An 18,210-nucleotide genomic window follows, 5' to 3' on the forward strand; every position below is an offset into this window, starting at 1 on the left:
TTCGCTCTTTCAGTCGTCATCGATTTGAAGTGATTAGAATTTGCCGCGGATGAGATCGTAGCAAGTCGGGAAGCCGATTGTATCCCAGATAAAATGGCCGGTTGCAGTCACGAAAGAGCCGAGCGCATTAATTTGCGCCTTGGTCATCGAACCTCGATCCTTAACGTATTGCTTCACCAGCTTGATGAGACTCTTCATCGTTCCGCCGACCCTTGCGTAGGCCTTCAGAATCGACTTGGAAGCCTTAATGAACTTCTGCGCCTTTGCAAACGCTTTGACGATTTCTGCTCCGCCGAAGAAGAGCGGAGCAATTTCGAGAAGGCAGCCCGCGATGGCCTTTGCCGTTGCGACCACTCCTGGATCTGCTACGACCGGGTAGGTGATGGCTGGGGAACTCAGGTCAACGGTTTGCGTGAGGGTGTTGCCGGCAAGCGTGAAATGCGTTGGCACGGCTACGCCACGAGCATCTTTCGCCCAGGGGACGTCGATATGCCCGATGACGGCGTTGTTGGAGTCGCTGATCGTCACCGAGCCGTCGGATGACAGGGACACAGTTGCTCCTGTTGGGGGCGTGAGCGGGTAGCTGAAGCTTGAGGGGGCTGACACGGAAGTGAGCACAGTGTTGATCTGGACGGTGCCATCGCCGTGAACAATCGGGACAGTGAATGAGCCATTCCCGTTGTCGTAGCTGACGATTCCGCCGGCCTCGACTCGAGCGTCTGACGCTGATCCCGCAAAAGGCAAGGCAGTCAGGAGCGTGTCAACGTCCGCACCCGAGATGTCTTTCGTTGTCAGATCGATCGTCCCGGTTGCATGAGTTGGCACGGTCACATCGACGGCGCCGGTGGAGTTGACCGCAACCGCCCCCGACGAGGTTGTGGTTCCCGCAGTTACGTCAGTGAATGACTCCGGAGAAGCTGCCTGAATGGAAGCTAGAACCGAGGATGGCTGACCGTCGTTCAACCCAAGAGTAAAGGTTTGTGTATTCAAATCATCCGAGCCGGTAGCTATTGCTGCATCGATCTCGTGCCAGCCAGCCTTCGAAGGAATGGTGACACTCAGCGACGTGGGGGCCGCGGTGCTCACCGCCATGGTGTCCAAGGGGTCGCCGTCGATCGTCGCCACCAGAATTGTGTCGCTGTCAGCAGCCGGAGCAGCGGTAACCGTGCATGTAATCGCCGCGGCGGGCAAGGTGTCCACCCACGTCCCAGAGGCATAACCAGCCGGGCACGCGATGGTCGGCGCCGTGGGGTCGGCGTACCAGCCCTGCACGTCGATTACGTAGTCAGTGGCGTCGGCGACGTTGTTGAGGCTGATCTTGCCGTTGTCGCCGAGGGGGACGGTGACCGTGTTGGTGCGAATCTCGTCAGCCTGGAAGTTGATCGCTGTGGTGTCCGGCTTGGTTGTGCCGTCGGCCCATATTGCTGCGCGTCCGTCGCTGCCGCTGTGGGAGACGATGAGGGTCAGCACGACCGCGGTGATGCCGGAGCCCATCACCGGCACGCCAGCCGTGCCGGCGATCTGGATCGACCTGGTCTCGTTCTTCGCCAGGATCGTGTTCCCGGTCGCCCGAGAGTTGTATGCACGTCCCGTCCCGGGGGTGAAGACTGCACCGGTCTGGCCGGCGGCGGTGAAGTAGCCCTGCAGGTCGATGACGAGGTTGACCGTGGACGAGGAGTTCGCGATCGTCATCTTCCCGTCAGCCGACAGCGCCACCTGCGCCTGGATCGACGTGGTGGCAGAGGGTGTGTAGTGCAGCGAGTTCTGCGGCTTCGTGCCGCCCGTGGCGTACGGGGTGAGGTTGCCTTCGGAATTGGTGGAGTTGATCGCGATCAGGTTCACCACAGCACCCGACGCACCAGCCGGGACATCGTTCGCACCGGTGACCTGGATGTCGACGCTCTTCCCGGGTGCGATCGACGCCTTCGGGGCGCCGAGCCCGGAACGTGTGTCGACGAACCGCTTCCCCGCAACCGGGACGAACCCGCCAGCGGCGGTACCGTCGGTGTTCGCGGTGTAGTAGCCCTGCACGTCCAGGATCACCCGCGCCGAAGTCTCAGCCATGATCTGGATCGTGCCATCAGCGCCGACTGCGACGGTGGCAGTGTTGGAGACGTACTCGCCGCTGTTGCCGTTGTAGATCAGCATCGACGTCCGCGACGTGTCCGCGTTTGGGCGGCCAAACAGAGTGCCGTAACCGGGTGCCGTGCCGACCGTGGCGTTCAGCGACACCGCACCCACGGAACCGTCATCCGGAACCCCGCAAGACCCGCCACCTTGATGGTGCGGTACTTGCCCGCCTCCATCGGCGTATTGAACCCACCGGTGCCCTTCGCAGTGTCCAGGATGCGTCCGGTCGCGGGCGTGAACACACCGCCGGTGCCGGTGTCATTGAGCGCTTGCGCCGGTACGGCGACAAGCAGTGAACTAACAAGCGCGAGCGCGCCGAGCGTGGCAGCAGCAATGCTGCGCTTCCTCGAACGCGGAGCGTGCAGCAATGTGCGCACGAGACCCCTCAAGTCATCGAACAGCACGAGTTGCTGTTATCTCGCGCAGCATATGGGAAAGCTGAGTAGGGCGGCCTGGTACCCATTTGGGGGTCAGACGCGAAATCCCAGGTCAAACGGCATTGTTTGCTTTTGGCATGTATGTATCTTCAGGCGCTCTGTGACTCGAGTGGTCTTTAGAGACGGCTTGGTCGCGAAAGATTCTTCGGGGCATGAGTGTACGTCATCTATTCGTAGCCCTTTTGGACGCCTCGCGTTCTGCGTCTTCATCACCGGTCTCAGTCATTTTAAGAATCGTCGCGGCTTCTTGCAACGTGATTCCCGCCGTTCGTGCAGCTTCATCGACGCCGTACCGCCGGCAGATCGCGTCATCGACCTCGATCCGAAGCCGTGGTACGTCAGTCGGCCATCGTGAAGTCGTCGAACGAGAAGCCCGGCGACACCAGGCAGCTCAGCAGCACCTCGCCGTCGCCCGGGATCGTCCGCTGCCACACCCCGCCGCGCACGAACGCCTGCGCGTCGTTCACCCGGTCGCGTCCGGCGTCCGGGCCGAGGGTGATCGTCGCGCCGGGCTCGGGGACGTCGCCGTCACCGCCGAGCTGCAGGTCGACGGTGTCCGGCCCGTGCCACATCCAGATCTCGTCGCTCGTGACCCGGTGCCAGGCGGAGGCCTCGCCCGGGGGCAGCAGGAAGTGGATCAGGGTGGCGGCGGGACGGTCCCCCGCGGGGGTGGTGACCGTCGCCGGCGAGGTCCAGGTGCGGACGTACCAGCCGCCCTCGGGGTGCGGTTCCATGCCGAGGGCGATCGCGCGCTTCGGCACGTCGAGCCACTCGATCAGCTCACCGGTGACGGTTCGGCGTGCGGCCATTCCGGGGTGGGGTGCGGACTCGGTCATCGTTCCTCCTGGTGCGGTGCGGGGATGTCCATGTGCGGGGAAGCCGGCTCGGTGACGACGCCCGCTGCGGCGCGGACGACCCCGCGGATCACGGTGGCGGCCGCCCGCCCGGCGCCGTCCTCGACGAGCTCGGCGAGCGCGTCCGGCACGGTCCGGGCGTCGACGTCGAAGACCGCCAGGTCGGCGCGCGCCCCGACGGCGAGGTGCCCGATGCGGTCCGGTCCGACGGCCAGCCCCATCGCGTGCGCACCACCGAGGGTCGCCGCCGCGAGCAGCCGCTCGTGCAGGTCACGGTGCCCGTAGCCCTGGGCACGAGCGATGCGGTGGAGCGCGGTGACGTCGGCCATCAGGTCGAGGGACGGCGACGACGACAGGGAGTCGGTACCGATCGCGATCGGGCTGCCCTCGCGCAGGTAGTCGGCGACGGGCGGCGGGTCGAGGCCGATGACGGCGTTCGACCGCGGGCACAGTGCGACGGCGGTGCCCCGGGCACGCAGGAGGGCCCGGTCGGCGGCGGTCATGTACACCCCGTGGGCGATGTGGCAGTCCGGCCCGAGCACGCCGAGGCGGTCGACGAACGCGGTCGCGCTGGCACCGAAGCCCAGGGCTCGCAGCGCCCGGAACGACGGCACGTTCGCCAGGTGCCAGTCGTTCCCGTGGCCGACGCCGTCGACCCCGTCGAGCCCGGGGACCGGACCGAGGGCGGTGCGCTCCCCCTCGAATGCCGCTTCACCGAGGTGCAGGTGCAGTCGCAGACCGCGCTGCCGCACGATGTCGGGGAGCTCGAGCAGCGGGGCGACCTCGAGCGAGTACGGCGCGTGCGGGGACAGGCCGGCACCGGGCGTCGTGGGGATCCGGTCGAGTTCGTCGAGCACCTGGTCGCGACCGTGCGACTGCCAAGCGTCGTTCTCCCAGTCCATCACCTCCCAGTACGCGATGCCGCCGAGCCCGGCGTCCTGCAGCGCGGTCGAGGCCTCGATGTCGGTGACGATGTCCGCGATGCTCGTGACGCCGGCCAGGATCGACGCCCGTGCACCGTCCGCGGCTTCGGCCCGCCAGTCGTGCGGTTCGGCGTAGTCGACGTTGAACGCTGCGGCCCAGTCCTCGAATCCGCTGTACTGCCGTTGGCCGACACTGGCCATGCCGGTGTACTGGAGGTGCGAGTGCGCGTTCACGAGTCCGGGCAGGAGCGCGCCACGCCACTGCCGCTCGGTGAAGGTCGCGTCGGACCCGGTGAGCTGGTCGATGACCCACGACCGGTCGCCGACGTGCAGGATCCGGCCGTCCTGCACGGCGACCGCGCCGTCCGCGATCGGTGGCGCCGTCATCGGGACGACGACGCGCGCCGAGTGCACCGTGACCGGGTGCTGTCGGGCGCTCACGCCGGGTCTCCGAAACGGTGCGTCCGGACGTACGGCTCGCGGTCCGCCGGGTGCTCGGCGGGGAGGCCGGGAGGCAGGGGTCGGCTCCCGAACGCGGCGAGCGCCGCGCGGGCGGTCACGTCGTCGACCGCGGGGTCGATCGGCACGACGGCACGCTCCAGCTCGTCGCCGCGTTCCAGGAGCATCCGGACGGCGCCGAGCTGCACGGCGAACGACAGGTCCATGATCTCGACCGGGTTGCCCTCGGCCGCGGTGATGTTGATGCAGCCACCGTCGTCGAGCACGATCGGCCCACCGTCGACCCCGGGGAACACGAACCGCTCGGCCTTCGGCCCCACGTCCTGGCGCCGGGCCCCGGCGGCGAGCGCGTCGTCGATGGCGATCTCCTGGTCGACCCCGCCGGCGACGGCGAGGACCGCACCGTCCGCGCAGGCACGGAGCACCTCGAGGTCGATGGTGTGCGACACCCCGGTGGCGCTCATCACGAGGTCGGCGTCACACACCGCCTCGACGAGCGGGGCCACGGCGTACCCGGCGAACCGCGCCTGCAGGGCGCGGACCGGGTCGGTCTCGGCGACCGTCACCCGGAACCCGAGGGCTGTGAGCACCAGGGCGACCCCTTCGCCGACGTGCCCGAACCCGGCGACGACCGCCGCGCCTCCCGGGATCACCCGGTGTGTGCCGGACGCGAGCCCGTCGACCAGGTCGAGCACCGCGAACACCGTCGACTGCCCGGTGCCGTACCGGTTGTCGAAGAACGTCTTGGTGCGGGCGTCGTTCACCGCGACCACCGGGATGCCGAGCTCGCCGCGCGCTGCCAGCACACGCAGGGGCCGCAGGCCGCTCGTGGTCTCCTCGGCCGCTCCGAGCATCGTCGGCAGCAGGTCCGGGCGTTCCTGGTGGGCGAGCCGGATGACGTGCGAGCCGTCGTCGAGCAGGATGTGCGGCGCGGTGTCGAGCATCGCGAGGGCCAGCTGCTTCTGCTCGGGGAGCGTCGCCGTGCTGCTCGCGAACACCGTCAGGCCGGCGGACCGCAGTGCGTCGGCGACGGCGTCGTCGGTCTCGTCGGCGTGGGCGTAGACGACGACCTCGGCACCGGCGTCACGGAGCAGCAGGCTCAGCACCGCCGTCTTGGGCTCGAGGAACATCGCGACGCCGATGCGCGTACCGCGCAGGAGCCCACCGTCGCGGAGTTCCGCGGCGACCGACCGGGCGACCGGCATCGACCGTCGTGCCCAGCGCAGGCGCGCGTCCGCCGCGGGGTCGTCCTCGGGGTCGCGGCCGGTGGAGACGAGGAAGACGTCGTCGGAGAGCATCGGGACGGCGAGGACGCCGGGGCGGGCGGATGTGACGGGACCGAAGGCGTCCTCGTCGACGGCGGGCATGTGCCGACCGGCGTCGATGACGACCAGGGTGGTGCCGCGCGGGCGGTCGGCGGCCTGCTCGACGGCGGGGGTCGACTCCTCGGGCGTGCCGAGGCACCAGAGCTGGTCGACGAGGTCGGACGGGTGCTGCTGGTCCGACTGATCGGCCTCGTGCGCGCCGAGTGCGGTCAGCAGGTGCCGCAGTGCCGCGGCATCCCGGGCGTCACCGCCGACGATGCGGAACCGTCGGGCGGCGATGAGCAGGTTGGTCGCGGCGGCGAAGCGCCGGACGGCCGCCGAGGCCCAGGCCAGCGTCGCGGGATCGGGTGCTGGCGGCATGTGCCAATCGTAGGGCGAGCGGGGCGCGGGTCCGGCGGCGCTCCGGGAATGCCCGGGGGCACTCCGACGTACTCTCTGCACATGAGCGATGCGACGACTGCCCCCGACCGCGTGACCATGTTCGGCGCCGACTGGTGCCGCGACTGCCGTCGGTCCAAGGCGCTGCTCGACACCCTCGGCGTGGACTACGAGTACGTCGACGTGGAGCAGGACCTGTCCGCGGCCGACCGTGCCGAGGCGATCAGCGGCCGGAAGAACATCCCCGTCGTGGTGCTGCCCAACGGCAAGCACTTCGTCGAGCCGTCGGACGCCGAGCTGCGGGCCGAGCTGGAGGCCTCCGGCGTCGTCTGATCGGCGTTGGCGGTTGCGACTTCACGCGCCCAACGACACCTCACGGGCACTGTGGCGCGTGAGGTGTCGCTGAGCGCGAGCGGTCGCCGCACCGGCACCCCGAGCGGACATCGGATGAATCGGGCATCATGAGCGCGTGATCATCGACGCTCACCACCACCTCTGGGATCCCGCCGACCGGCCGTACCCCTGGATGGACGACTCGGTCGCTCCGATCCGCCGCCGGTTCGACGTGGACGACCTCCGCGCCGCCGCCCGGAGCACCGACGTCACCCGGACGATCGTCGTGCAGGCCGTGCACGACCCCGGCGAGACCGCCTGGCTCCTCGAGCAGCCCGAGCCGGTCGCCGGGGTCGTCGGCTGGGTGGACCTGACCGCCCCGGACGTCGTCGACCGGATCGCCGCACTGATCGCGGGGTCCGGCGGAGACCGGCCGGCCAGCAGCCAGCTGGCGGGCAATCGGCCGGCCAGCAGCCGGCTGGCGGGCAATCGGCCGGCCAGCAGCCAGCTGGTGGGCAATCGGCCGGCCAGCACCCGCCTGGTCGGCATCCGCCACCAGGCGCACGACGAACCGGACCCGGACTGGCTCGCCCGGCCCGAGGTCGTCCGCGGGGTCCGTGCGGTGGCCGCCGCCGGCCTGGTGTTCGACGTGCTCGTCCGAGCGCGTGAGCACCGCGCCGCCCTCGCGCTGCTCGACGCCGTGCCCGAGGGATCGTTCGTCCTCGACCACGCCGGCAAACCCGACATCGCGGGCGGGGACCCCGGGTGGGCGGCCCGGATCGACGACTTCGCTACGCGTCCGAACGTGGCCTGCAAGGTGTCCGGACTGTTCACCGAGGCCGGACCGGAGTGGCGACGGCAGCCCGTCGACCGGTACGTGCGTGCCGTGGTCGAGCGGTTCGGCCCCGATCGGTCGCTGTTCGGGTCGGACTGGCCCGTCTCGACGCTCGCCACGACCTACGACGACGTGGTGCGGCGGACCACCGACGCGCTGGCCGACCTGACCGCGGACGAACGGCAGTCGGTGCTGAGCGGGACGGCGGAGCGCACGTACCTGCATGGGAGGACCCTCAGCACCGACGACCTTGTCGGCAACCCGGAGCAGACATAGGATGTCTCTGGTTGCGCCGGTGCAGCCGGAGAGCGAGGAACGATGCAGTTCGCACGACTCGGCCCCGCGGGCGGCGAGATCCCCGTCGCGGTCGACACCGACGGCGAGGTCCTCGACCTCCGCCCGATCACGACCGACATCGGCGGGGCCTTCCTGGCGTCCGACCCGGTCGCCCGCGTCCGGCACGCGAGGAGCGCCGGGGACCTCCGAGCGCTGCCCGACGCCGAGGGTCTCCGCCGCGGTGCACCGGTGGCCCGTCCCGGCAAGGTCGTCTGCATCGGCCTGAACTACCGCGACCACGCCGCCGAGACCGGCGCCGAGATCCCGACCGAGCCGATCGTGTTCATGAAGGACCCGATGACGGTGATCGGCCCGGACGACGAGGTCCTGATCCCCCGCGGCAGCGAGAAGACCGACTGGGAGATCGAACTCGCCGTCGTCATCGGGCAGACCGCCCGCTACTGCGACTCCGACGAGGCCGCGAGCGCCTGCATCGCCGGCTACGCCATCGCCAACGACGTCTCCGAACGGGCATTCCAGCTCGAGCGCGGCGGGCAGTGGGACAAGGGGAAGTCCTGCGAGACGTTCAACCCGCTCGGCCCGTGGCTGGTCACCCCCGACCAGGTCGACCCGGCGGCGCTCGCACTCCGGCTCACCGTCAACGGCGAGGTGCGGCAGGACGGCACCACGGCGGACATGATCTTCCGACCCGTCGAGATCGTCCGGTACCTGTCGCAGTTCATGGTGCTGTACCCCGGCGACGTCATCAGCACGGGCACCCCGGCCGGGGTCGCCCTGGCCGGACACGCGCCGTACCTGCAGCCCGGCGACGTGGTCGAGCTCACCGCCGACGGGCTCGGCTCGCAGCGCCAGACAGTGGGAGCAGCCTGATGACCGGCACCACCGCGACCGGGATGCCCAGCACCCACGCGGGTCTCCGCGCGATCGTCACCGGCGGCGCCTCCGGCATTGGCGCGGCCATCGCGGCCGCGCTGCAGGAGCGCAGCGCAGCGGTCGCCGTGCTCGACCTGCAACCGTCCGCCGCCGACGGACTCGTCTCCGTCACCTGCGACGTGTCGTCCGACGAGTCCGTCCGTGCCGCCGTCGCGTCGGCCGTCGACCAGCTCGGCGGTCTCGACGTGCTCGTGAACAACGCCGGCATCGGTGCCCAGGGGACGGTCGAGGACAACTCCGACGACGAGTGGCGCCGCGTGTACGAGGTCAACGTGCTCGGCGCCGTGCGCCTGTCCCGCGCCGCACTCCCCCACCTCCGAGCGTCGGGCAGCGCGAGCATCGTCAACACGTGCTCCGTCGCGGCCACCGCCGGGCTGCCCCAGCGGGCGCTCTACTCCGCCACGAAGGGGGCGATCTCCGCACTCACCCGCGCGATGGCCGCCGACCACGTCCGCGAGGGCATCCGCGTCAACGCCGTCAACCCCGGCACCGCCGACACCCCGTGGATCGCGCGACTCCTGTCGTCCGCGGATGACCCGGCCGCCGAACGCGCCGCGCTCGAGGCACGCCAGCCGCACGGACGTCTGGTGCAGGCGGCGGAGGTCGCCGAGGCGGTCGCCTACCTGACGAGCCCGCTCGCCCGGTCGACGACGGGCGTCGAGCTGGCGGTCGACGGCGGGATGCAGGCGCTCCGGCTGCGGCCGGCCTGATGGTCGTCCCGCGGCTCCGCCGCACCGGCCTGGAGGCCCGTCCCGGGTATCGTCGGGACGTCCCGTCGCGCACGCGGCCGGGTCCACAGGAGGTGGTGACGTGGCGTCGTTGACCGACGATGCGATCGCACGCATCCAGCAGATGATCGTGAGCGGCGAGCTCCAACCCGGCCAGCGCCTCCCGCCCGAGAAGGAACTGAGCGAGTCGCTCGGGCTGTCGCGCAACAGCCTCCGTGAAGCGGTGAAGGCGCTCGAGCTGATCCGCGTGCTCGACGTCCGACGGGGCGACGGCACCTACGTGACGTCGCTCGAACCGGGCGTCCTGCTCGAGGCGGTGTCGTTCGTCGTCGACATGCACCACGACCGGTCGCTCGTCGACCTGCTCGAGGTGCGCCGCATCCTGGAACCGGCGTCCGCCGTCCTGGCGACGGCCCGTGCCACGGAGCAGCAGATCGACGAGCTCGCGACCCTGATGCAGTCCGTCGGCGAGGACACCGGCGTCGAGGACCTCGTCGCCCACGACCTGCTGTTCCACTCGACCATCGCGGGCATCGGCGGCAACCAGTACCTGTCCGGGCTGCTCGACGCCCTGTCGAGCAAGACGGTGCGGGTGCGGGTGTGGCGCGGGCTGACGCAGAACGGGTCGGTGCAGCGCACGCTCGACGAGCACGCGGCCATCGTCGACGCCATCCGGCGCCGGGATCCGCAGCTCGTGCAGGCCCTCGTCGTGTCCCACGTCGAAGGTGTCGAGCGCTGGTTGCGGCGCTCCCTCGACTGAACCCGACAATCCTCCCAGGAACCTCGGAGTTGTGTCGGTCCTCGGCCCTGACTCCGGCAACCATGCCGCGGCAACCGCACCCACGAGGAGGACACCGTGCTCGGTCTCATCATCAGCTTGATCATCATCGGACTCATCGCCGGCGCTCTCGCCCGGCTCATCATCCCCGGCAAGCAGAACATCGGCATCCTCATGACGATCGTCCTGGGCATCGTCGGCTCGTTCGTCGGCGGGTTCCTCGGCTACCTGATCTTCAACCACGACGGGAACGACGGCTTCTTCCAGCCCGCCGGCATCATCGGCTCGATCATCGGCGCCATCATCGTGCTGTTCATCTACACGCGCGTCGCCGGCCGCGGTTCGCGCCGCTAGGCACCACGCTGCCGGTCCGACCGGCGCACCACCGAAGTCACCCCGAACCACGCAGACGCGTGGTTCGGGGTGACTTTCGTCGTACGTGGCGTCACATCGCGAGCAGGCCCGCTGCACGCAGGTCGTCCCAGAGCGCCTCGGGCACGACGGCGGCGGCCCGGGCGACATTCGAGCGCACCTGGTCGGCGGACTGCACCCCGAGCGCGATCGCCGCGACCGCCGGGGCCCGACGCGGGAACGCCAGCGCGGCCTCGGGCAGCGTGACCCCGTGGCGCTCGCAGACGTCGGCGACGGAATTCGCCCGCGCGAGCAGCTGCGCGGAGGCCTCGGCGTAGTCGTAGGTCGCACCCGCCGAAGGGCGCTCCTGCCCGAGCAGCCCCGAGTTGTAGACGCCGACCGCCACGACCGCGACGCCCAGCGACGCGCACCGGTCGACGAGCGCCGCCGCCGGTTGCTCGAGCAGGGTGTACCGCCCGGCGAGCATGACGACGTCGCAGAGCCCGGTGTCGACGGCCGCCGACAGCGCCTCGACGGAGTTCGACCCGACGCCGACCGCCCGCACGACGCCCTCGTCGCGGAGCTCGGCGAGCGTCGGCAGCGCCTGGGTCAGACCGTCGGTGAGTGAGTACACGTCCGGGTCGTGCAGGTAGGCGACGTCGACGTGGTCGAGCCCGAGGCGGCCGAGCGACTCGTCGAGCGAGCGCCGCACGCCCGACGGCGACGGGTCCCACTGCCGCACGGTGTCGTCCGGCACCGCGAAACCCCCGGACGCCAGGTCGTCGCCGTCACCGCGCCCGGGCACGAGCACCCGCCCGACCTTCGTCGACACGAGGAACTCCTGCCGGGGCCGTCCGGCGAGCGCCGCCCCGAGCCGCCGTTCGGACAGGCCCAGGCCGTAGTGCGGGGCGGTGTCGAACCCGCGCACCCCGGCGTCCCACGCGGCGTCGACCGTGGCGCGGGCGTCGTCGTCGGACACCGGACGGAGCAGGTTGCCGATGCCGGCCCCGCCGAACCAGAACGGGCCACGGTCGAGGTCGAGATCGGTCACGGGTCCACCTGATCCGCGTGGTGCACCTGGTCCGCCAGCGACCAGACCCGTGGGACCCCGTCGTCGTCGCCCGAGTAGTCGTCGTCCGCCTCGAGCAGCGGGTTGATCGTCTCCTGCCACTCGGCGTTGACCGGGTCGTCGGCGAGCGCCCGGCGCATCGCCCGGTGGTCCTCGACCTCGATCAGGTGGACCAGGTCGAGCCCGTCCCGCCAGATCGTCCAGTCGTGCACGCCGGCCTCGCGCAGTCGCGCCGCGAGCGCGGGCGGGATCGAGGCGTGCACGGTGTCGTACGCCGCCTCGTTCCCGGCCCGCAGTCGTGTCCGCGTCAGGATCCGCTGCATCAGTCGCGCAGGAACAGCTCGACGACGGGCACGGCGACGTCGGGCCGCACGATCGGCAGCGTCAGGGTGAGCGTGCCGGCGGGCTGGCCGCCGAGCCCGGTGTTCTGCGCCCGGGTGCCCGGCGGGATCTCGCGGAAGTGGATCTCCGATGCGTCGTTGAGCAGCTGCGCGTACGCCACCCGGCCGGCGAGGTCGGGCAGGTGCACGTGCTCGAACGGCCACGCGAACAGGTGCAGGTACAGGCGGTTGCCGTTCTGCGTGTAGACGGTGTTCCGCGGGGCGACGAACCGCGACGGCCCCGCCCCGTACACCGAGCGAGCGTGCTGGTGCATCCACGTCCCGATGCCGTCGAGTGTCTGCCGCGAGACCCCGTCGAACTCGCCGCGACCGGTCGGGCCGATGTTGAGCAGCATGTTCCCGTTGTTCGAGACGCCGTCGACGAGCATGCGGACGAGCAGGTCGACCGGCTTCAGGTTCAGGTTGTCGCGGTCGTAGCCCCACGAGCCGTTCAGCGTCTGGCAGGCCTCCCACGGCACCGGGACGCCGTCGACCTCCATCGGCTTGTCGGGCTGGTACTGCTCGGGGGTGACCAGGTCACCGGGGATGTCGAGCCGGTCGTTCACGATGATGCCGGGCTGCAGCCGCTTCGTCAGCGCCATGAGCTCCTCGGACCCCCACTCGTCCCGGCCCTTGCCGCCCCAGATGTCCTCGTGGTCGTTGTCCCGGTACGAGAAGTCGTAGAACAGGTAGTCGATCTGCCCGTAGTCGGTGAGCAGCTCCTCGACCTGACCGTGGAGGTACTCGCGGTAGCGCGACATGTCGCGGCCCTCGTTGAACGCCTCGATCTCCTCCGGCGAGTCGTCGCGCCGGGGGTGCACGCCGTCGACGGTGAAGTCCGGGTGGTGCCAGTCGATGAGCGAGTGGTAGAAGCCGACCCGCAGCCCTTCGGCACGGACGGCGTCGACGAACTCGCGCACGATGTCGCGACCGAACGGGGTGTTCGTGGACTTGTAGTCGGTCAGGGCGGTGTCCCACAGGCAGAAGCCCTCGTGGTGCTTCGTGGTGAGGACGACGTACTTCATCCCCGCCTGCCGTGCCCGACGTGCCCAGTCCGCGGCGTCGAACAGGTCCGGGTCGAAGTGGTCGAAGTACTTCTGGTAGTCCTCGTCGGTGATCCGTTCGCGGTTCTTCACCCACTCGTGCCGTGCGGGCAGGGCGTACAGCCCCCAGTGGATGAACATGCCGAACCGGTCGTGGGAGAACCACGCGGGGAACCCCGCGGAGTCGGTCGCGGTCTGCGGCTCGGCAGGTGCGGTGATGGTCATGAGGCCAGTGTTCCTTTCAGTGGAGGACGAGAGGGTGACGGTCGGCGGGGTCACCGACCGCCGAGACCGCTGGTGACGATCCCCTTGACGAGGTGCTTCTGGAGCAGGATCAGCAGGACCACCGTGGGCAGCATCGAGATCACCGACGCCGCCATCACGAGGTTCCACTCGGAGCCCTGCTGCCCGAAGAACTGCTGCAGGCCGAGCGGGATGGTGCCACGGGCCTCGACGTCGTTGACGATGACGAGCGGCCAGAGGAACGAGTTCCAGTACGCGATGAACGAGAACACGGCGAGGACCGCCATCGTCGGTCGGGCCAGCGGGAGCATCACCGAGAAGAACGTCCGGATCGCTCCGGCTCCGTCCACCCGGGCGGCGTCGTCGAGCTCCTGCGGCACGGTGAGGAAGAACTGCCGCACCAGGAACGCGCCGAGTGCCGTGAACGCCCACGGGATGATGAGTGCCTGGAACGTGTCGACCCACCCGAAGCCCTGCATCATCACGTACATCGGGATGACGAGGACGTCCTGCGGGATCATCAGCGTCGCCAGGAACAGGACGAACACCGTGTTCCGGCCGCGCCACCGCAGTCGCGAGAACGCGTAGCCGGACAGCACCGCGACGGCGACGTTGATCGCCGTGCCGGCCGCGGCGACGAAGACGCCGTTCAGGATGAACCGGGCGAACGGCAGGTACGTGAACGCCTGTGCGTAGTTGCCCCATTCAATGGACGAGCCCCAGAGCGTCGGCGGGGTCGTGAACACGTCGGTCGACGGCTTCAGGCTCGTCGCCACCATGTAGATGAGCGGCGAGACGAACAGCAGGGCCACCAGGCAGAGCAGCACGTAGCCCACCATGTGGCGCACCCGGCCGGTCTGCCGGTGCGTGCGGGGCAGCGCCCGCGGGTTGATCGTCCGGTTGGACGAGGTCAGCTCACTCATAGTGCACCCACCGCTTCTGTCCGAGGAACTGGATGGCCGTGATGCCGAGGATGATGACGAACAGCACCCACGCCCCGGCCGATGCGAGTCCGAGCTGCTGGGTCTGGAACCCCGTGTTGTAGATGTACTGCACCAGGGTCTCGGTGGCGGTGCCGGGGCCGCCCTTCGTCAGGACGAACGGCTGCACGAACACCTGGAACGAGGTGATCAGGGTCATCATCGTCGCGAAGAAGATCGACGGCGAGATGAGCGGGAACTTGATCCGCCAGAACATCTGCCAGGCGTTCGCCCCGTCGAGCTGCGCAGCCTCGATCTGGTTCTCCGGCACCGAGTCGAGCGCCGCCGAGAAGATCAGCATGTTGTAGCCGAACCCCTGCCAGACGCTCATCGCGACGACGGCGAGCATGGCCCAGTTGTCGTCGGCCAGGAAGTTCGGGGCGTTCACGCCGACGGTCGACTGCAGCGTCGCGTCGATGGCACCGCCCGGCTGGTACAGCATCCGCCAGACGACGACGTTCGCGACGATCGGCGTGATGGTCGGGATGAAGAACAGCACGCGGAAGACGTGCCGGTGGCGGATCTTCGGCGTGAGCCAGGCCGCGAGTCCGAGGGACACGACCAGGTTGAGCGGCACGTAGAGCACGACGAACAGCACGGTGTTCAGCGTCACGGTGCGGAAGATCGGGTCGGAGAAGAGCTGCGCGTAGTTCGACAGGCCGGCCCACGAGCGTTCGCCGAGCATCGGCCAGTTCATGAAGCTCACGACGAGCGACGCGAGGATCGGGAACGCCGTGAACACGACGAGGCCGATCGAGTGCGGAGCGGCGAAGGCGGCGCCCCACCAGGAGCGGCGGCCGAGCTCGGCGTCGGCGCCGCTGTCCTTCCGGCGCGGGGCTGCGCCGGTCGCGACCGCGACCGCGGGGGCGGGCAGCGCCGCCTCGGCGGGTGGGTCCTGGATGGTGGTCATGCGACGACCTCCTCGTCGTTCGCGCGGTCCTGGTCAGGGTGGGGATCGGACGGGAGGCCCGTGGCGGGGTCGACCTCCGACTCCGCAGGCTCCGTCGGCGCGGCCCGCGCAACGCTTCGCGTCGCTCGAAGCGGGCCGCGCCCGTCCGTCAGGGGGTGACGCCCGTCACTGCGAGCCGAGCTGGCTCGCGATGGACGACATCGTCTCCTTGCCGGAGGTCTGTCCGTTCACCGCCTGCAGGGCGTACTGCGCGAAGAGCTGGTTGAGCTGGTCGCTCTGCTTGTTGCCGGGCAACGGGGTGGCGTTCTCGAGTCCGGTCTTCAGGGCGTCCTCGACCCCGTCGATGCCGGCGTTGTCGTACCAGGCCTGCTGCGCCGCGGTGCGTGCCGGGAAGGCGCGACCCTGCTCGGCGAGCGAGGTGAGCGTGGCCTCGTTCGTCATCGTGGTGATGGCCTTGAACGCCTGCTCGGGGTACTTGCACTGCTTCGAGATGCCGAAGCCCGACCCGGCGGCGAACGAGCTGGGGCCGTCCGTTCCCGAGGGGATCGTCGTGATGCCCAGGTCGAACTTGACCTTGGCCTTCTGGCTGATGATCGACCAGGGGCCGTCGCTGTACATCGCCACGTCACCGGACACGAACGCGTTGTCGTCGGTGGAACCGTCGGTGCTCGCCTGCGTGGCGTAGCCGTCCTTCACCAGACCGCCGATCCAGTCGAGCCCCTCGGCGAACTCCGCGTTCGAGGCGTCGAGCGTGCCGTCGGCATCGATCACCCGGCCGCCGTTGTAGCCGAGGATCATCGACTCCAGGGGGATGTCCTCCACGCTCGTGCCCCAGATCGGCGTGCCCGCGGCCTTGAGCTGCTTCGCGGCGTCCTCGAACTCGTCGACCGTCCAGCCCGGCTTCGGCTCGTCGACGCCCGCCTTCTCGAAGATGTCCTTGTTGTAGAACATGACCATGGGGCCGGTGTCGTACGGCAGTCCGTAGAGCTTGCCGTCGACCTTCATGCCGTCGAGCCCGGTCTGGTCGTACTCACCCAGGTCGAGGTCGGCCTGCTTCGCCATGTCGTCGATCGGCACGAGCACGTCCGTGTAGTTCGCGGCGCGGAGCGACTGGATGCTCACGATGCAGGGTGCGGTGCCGGTGGACAGCTGGGTGCGGAGCTTGGTCCAGTAGTCGTTGAAGGGTGAGCCCTGGATCGAGACGTCCACGTCGTCGTCGGTCTTGACCGTGTCGGCGACCTTCTGCCACGCGGCCTTGTCCTCCTTCCCGGCGATCCACATGGCCCAGGTGAGGGAGTCCTTCGACTGGCCGTCGCTGGCGTTGCTGCCAGCGGAACAGCCGGTGAGCACGAGCACGGCAGCTGCTGCTGCCGCCAGCCCGGCGGTGCGTCGTCGTTGCATCGGTGTCTCCACTTCGTCGTGGTGATGGGGTGTGCGGTGGGGTGTTCAGGCGACCCGGACGGCGTCCGGGACCCGATCGGGATCGGACTCGGCCCAGACCGGGCCGTCCGGGAACGCGTGGGTGGTCAGGGTGTCGGCGAGCATCTCGGTGCCGGCGCCGGGCGTGGTCGGCGGCCAGTAGCGGCCGTCGTGGACGTCGACCGGTGTCACGAAGTGCTCGTGCAGGTGGTCGACGAACTCGATGCACCGGGTGTCGAGGTCACCGGTCAGGGCGACCGCGTCGAACATCGACAGGTGCTGCACCGCCTCGCACAGGCCGACGCCGCCGGCGTGTGGGCACACACGGACGCCGTACTTGGCGGCGAGGAGCAGGATCGCCAGGTTCTCGTTCACCCCGGCGACCCGGGTGGCGTCGATCTGCAGCACCGACATCGACCCGGCCTGGATCAGCTGCTTCGCGATCACCCGGTTCGCCATGTGCTCCCCCGTCGCGACCGGGATCGGGGCGATGCGCCGGGCGATCTCGGCGTGGGCGAGGATGTCGTCCGGGCTCGTCGGCTCCTCGACCCACGCGACGTCGAAGGGGCGGAGCCGGTCGATCCACGCCACGGCCTCGTCGACGTCCCAGCGCTGGTTCGCGTCGATCGCGATCCGGACGTCCGGGCCGACGGTGGCGCGGGCGATGCCCATCCGTCGGACGTCCTCGTCGACGTCGCCGCCGACCTTCAGCTTGATCTGGGTGAACCCGTCGTCCACGGCTTCCCGGCACAGCCGCGCGAGCTTCTCGTCGTCGTAGCCGAGCCAGCCCGGGGTCGTCGTGTAGGCGCGGTAGCCCTCACGCTCCAGGCGCGCTCGACGTTCGGCACGCATCGGTTCGGCGGCGCGGAACAGTTCGAGCGCCTCGGCCGGGGTGATCGCGTCGGTCAGGTACCGGAAGTCCACCAGGTCGACGAGCTCCTCGGGGCGCAGGTCGGCGAGCAGGGCCCACAGCGGCTGCCCCGCACGCTTCGCACGCAGGTCCCAAAGGGCGTTCACCACGGCGCCGATCGCCATGTGCATGACGCCTTTCTCCGGGCCGAGCCACCGCAGCTGCGAGTCGTGCACCATCGCGCGCCAGGTGCCGCCCATGTCGGCCAGGACCGCCTCGGCATCGGCGCCGACGACGTGCCCACGGAGGGCTGCGATCGCCGACTCCTGCACCTCGTTGCCGCGGCCGATGGTGAAGACGAAGCCGGTGCCGACCAGGCCGTCGAGCGCGTCGGTGGTGAGCTCGACGTAGGCAGCGGAGTAGTCGGGTGCGGGATTCATGGCGTCGGACCCGTCGTGCTCTCGCGAGGTCGGGAACCGGATGTCGTGCACGTGCAGACCGGTGATGCGGCTCATCTGTGTCTCCTGCCGTCCGGTCTCCGTCGACCGAACGGTG

At 69.6% G+C, this 18,210-nt stretch carries 18 protein-coding genes; 6 read left to right on the forward strand and 12 right to left on the reverse strand.

The features are described from left to right. Positions 1-33 precede the first annotated feature (33 nt). The 5 genes from DEJ08_RS15740 to DEJ08_RS15760 form a co-directional block, all read right to left on the reverse strand. Positions 34-2,232 carry a hypothetical protein gene (locus DEJ08_RS15740; RefSeq protein ID WP_146248453.1) on the reverse strand — a complete coding sequence of 733 codons (2,199 nt, stop codon included), beginning with the start codon at positions 2,230-2,232 and terminating at the stop codon, positions 34-36. Beyond that, entirely contained in the window at positions 2,223-2,534 is a 312-nt protein-coding gene (locus DEJ08_RS15745) for a hypothetical protein (RefSeq protein WP_111054056.1), read from the reverse strand. Before DEJ08_RS15745 ends, DEJ08_RS15740 begins: the two co-directional genes overlap by 10 nt. A gap of 371 nt (positions 2,535-2,905) precedes the next feature. Further along, on the reverse strand, positions 2,906-3,403 hold the full coding sequence (locus DEJ08_RS15750; RefSeq protein WP_253183664.1) for a cupin domain-containing protein: 498 nt from the start codon (positions 3,401-3,403) through the stop codon (positions 2,906-2,908). Beyond that, positions 3,400-4,785, reverse strand: a complete 1,386-nt coding sequence (locus tag DEJ08_RS15755) for an amidohydrolase family protein (RefSeq protein ID WP_258367011.1) — start codon at positions 4,783-4,785, stop codon at positions 3,400-3,402. Before DEJ08_RS15755 ends, DEJ08_RS15750 begins: the two co-directional genes overlap by 4 nt. After that, entirely contained in the window at positions 4,782-6,488 is a 1,707-nt protein-coding gene (locus DEJ08_RS15760) for an adenosylhomocysteinase (protein ID WP_111054057.1), read from the reverse strand. The genes DEJ08_RS15755 and DEJ08_RS15760 overlap by 4 nt, the downstream gene beginning before the upstream one ends. Before the next feature lie 81 nt (positions 6,489-6,569). Here DEJ08_RS15760 and DEJ08_RS15765 point away from each other — a divergent pair, with 81 nt between their 5' ends. The 6 genes from DEJ08_RS15765 to DEJ08_RS15790 all read left to right on the forward strand — a co-directional run bounded on the left by DEJ08_RS15765 (position 6,570) and on the right by DEJ08_RS15790 (position 10,764). Further along, complete coding sequence (locus DEJ08_RS15765; RefSeq protein ID WP_017888006.1) at positions 6,570-6,839, forward strand: glutaredoxin family protein; 270 nt, start codon at positions 6,570-6,572, stop codon at positions 6,837-6,839. A 136-nt stretch (positions 6,840-6,975) separates the two neighbouring features. Next, positions 6,976-7,950, forward strand: a complete 975-nt coding sequence (locus tag DEJ08_RS15770) for an amidohydrolase family protein (protein ID WP_111054058.1) — start codon at positions 6,976-6,978, stop codon at positions 7,948-7,950. Between the two features lie 42 nt (positions 7,951-7,992). After that, positions 7,993-8,841, forward strand: a complete 849-nt coding sequence (locus DEJ08_RS15775) for a fumarylacetoacetate hydrolase family protein (protein WP_111054059.1) — start codon at positions 7,993-7,995, stop codon at positions 8,839-8,841. Beyond that, positions 8,841-9,614 (forward strand): SDR family NAD(P)-dependent oxidoreductase, encoded by a 774-nt coding sequence (locus tag DEJ08_RS15780; protein ID WP_220035432.1) that lies wholly within the window; start codon positions 8,841-8,843, stop codon positions 9,612-9,614. Before DEJ08_RS15775 ends, DEJ08_RS15780 begins: the two co-directional genes overlap by 1 nt. A gap of 100 nt (positions 9,615-9,714) precedes the next feature. Beyond that, on the forward strand, positions 9,715-10,392 hold the full coding sequence (locus DEJ08_RS15785) for a FadR/GntR family transcriptional regulator (protein ID WP_110862381.1): 678 nt from the start codon (positions 9,715-9,717) through the stop codon (positions 10,390-10,392). A gap of 96 nt (positions 10,393-10,488) precedes the next feature. Beyond that, positions 10,489-10,764 (forward strand): GlsB/YeaQ/YmgE family stress response membrane protein, encoded by a 276-nt coding sequence (locus DEJ08_RS15790; protein ID WP_110865416.1) that lies wholly within the window; start codon positions 10,489-10,491, stop codon positions 10,762-10,764. A 91-nt stretch (positions 10,765-10,855) separates the two neighbouring features. Here DEJ08_RS15790 and DEJ08_RS15795 read toward each other — a convergent pair whose 3' ends face one another. From DEJ08_RS15795 to DEJ08_RS15825, 7 genes are all read right to left on the reverse strand, one after another. After that, the gene (locus DEJ08_RS15795) at positions 10,856-11,812 is read right to left on the reverse strand and encodes an aldo/keto reductase (protein WP_110865415.1); all 957 of its coding nucleotides are present in this window, start codon (positions 11,810-11,812) and stop codon (positions 10,856-10,858) included. Beyond that, entirely contained in the window at positions 11,809-12,153 is a 345-nt protein-coding gene (locus DEJ08_RS15800; RefSeq protein ID WP_111054060.1) for an L-rhamnose mutarotase, read from the reverse strand. The genes DEJ08_RS15795 and DEJ08_RS15800 overlap by 4 nt, the downstream gene beginning before the upstream one ends. Next, a complete protein-coding gene (locus DEJ08_RS15805; RefSeq protein WP_111030695.1) occupies positions 12,153-13,478 on the reverse strand; it encodes an alpha-L-fucosidase in 1,326 nt (441 codons plus the stop codon). Before DEJ08_RS15805 ends, DEJ08_RS15800 begins: the two co-directional genes overlap by 1 nt. Before the next feature lie 50 nt (positions 13,479-13,528). Continuing rightward, complete coding sequence (locus DEJ08_RS15810) at positions 13,529-14,419, reverse strand: carbohydrate ABC transporter permease (RefSeq protein ID WP_111054061.1); 891 nt, start codon at positions 14,417-14,419, stop codon at positions 13,529-13,531. Beyond that, a complete protein-coding gene (locus tag DEJ08_RS15815) occupies positions 14,412-15,386 on the reverse strand; it encodes a carbohydrate ABC transporter permease (protein WP_111032368.1) in 975 nt (324 codons plus the stop codon). The genes DEJ08_RS15810 and DEJ08_RS15815 overlap by 8 nt, the downstream gene beginning before the upstream one ends. A gap of 165 nt (positions 15,387-15,551) precedes the next feature. Beyond that, positions 15,552-16,787: an ABC transporter substrate-binding protein gene (locus tag DEJ08_RS15820; RefSeq protein ID WP_258367012.1), complete on the reverse strand. Its 1,236-nt coding sequence runs from the start codon at positions 16,785-16,787 to the stop codon at positions 15,552-15,554. Between the two features lie 45 nt (positions 16,788-16,832). Then, positions 16,833-18,170, reverse strand: a complete 1,338-nt coding sequence (locus DEJ08_RS15825) for an enolase C-terminal domain-like protein (protein ID WP_111054063.1) — start codon at positions 18,168-18,170, stop codon at positions 16,833-16,835. Positions 18,171-18,210 lie beyond the last annotated feature (40 nt).

The sequence above is a fragment of the Curtobacterium sp. MCLR17_054 genome (genome assembly GCF_003234335.2).
Classification (GTDB): domain Bacteria; phylum Actinomycetota; class Actinomycetes; order Actinomycetales; family Microbacteriaceae; genus Curtobacterium; species Curtobacterium flaccumfaciens.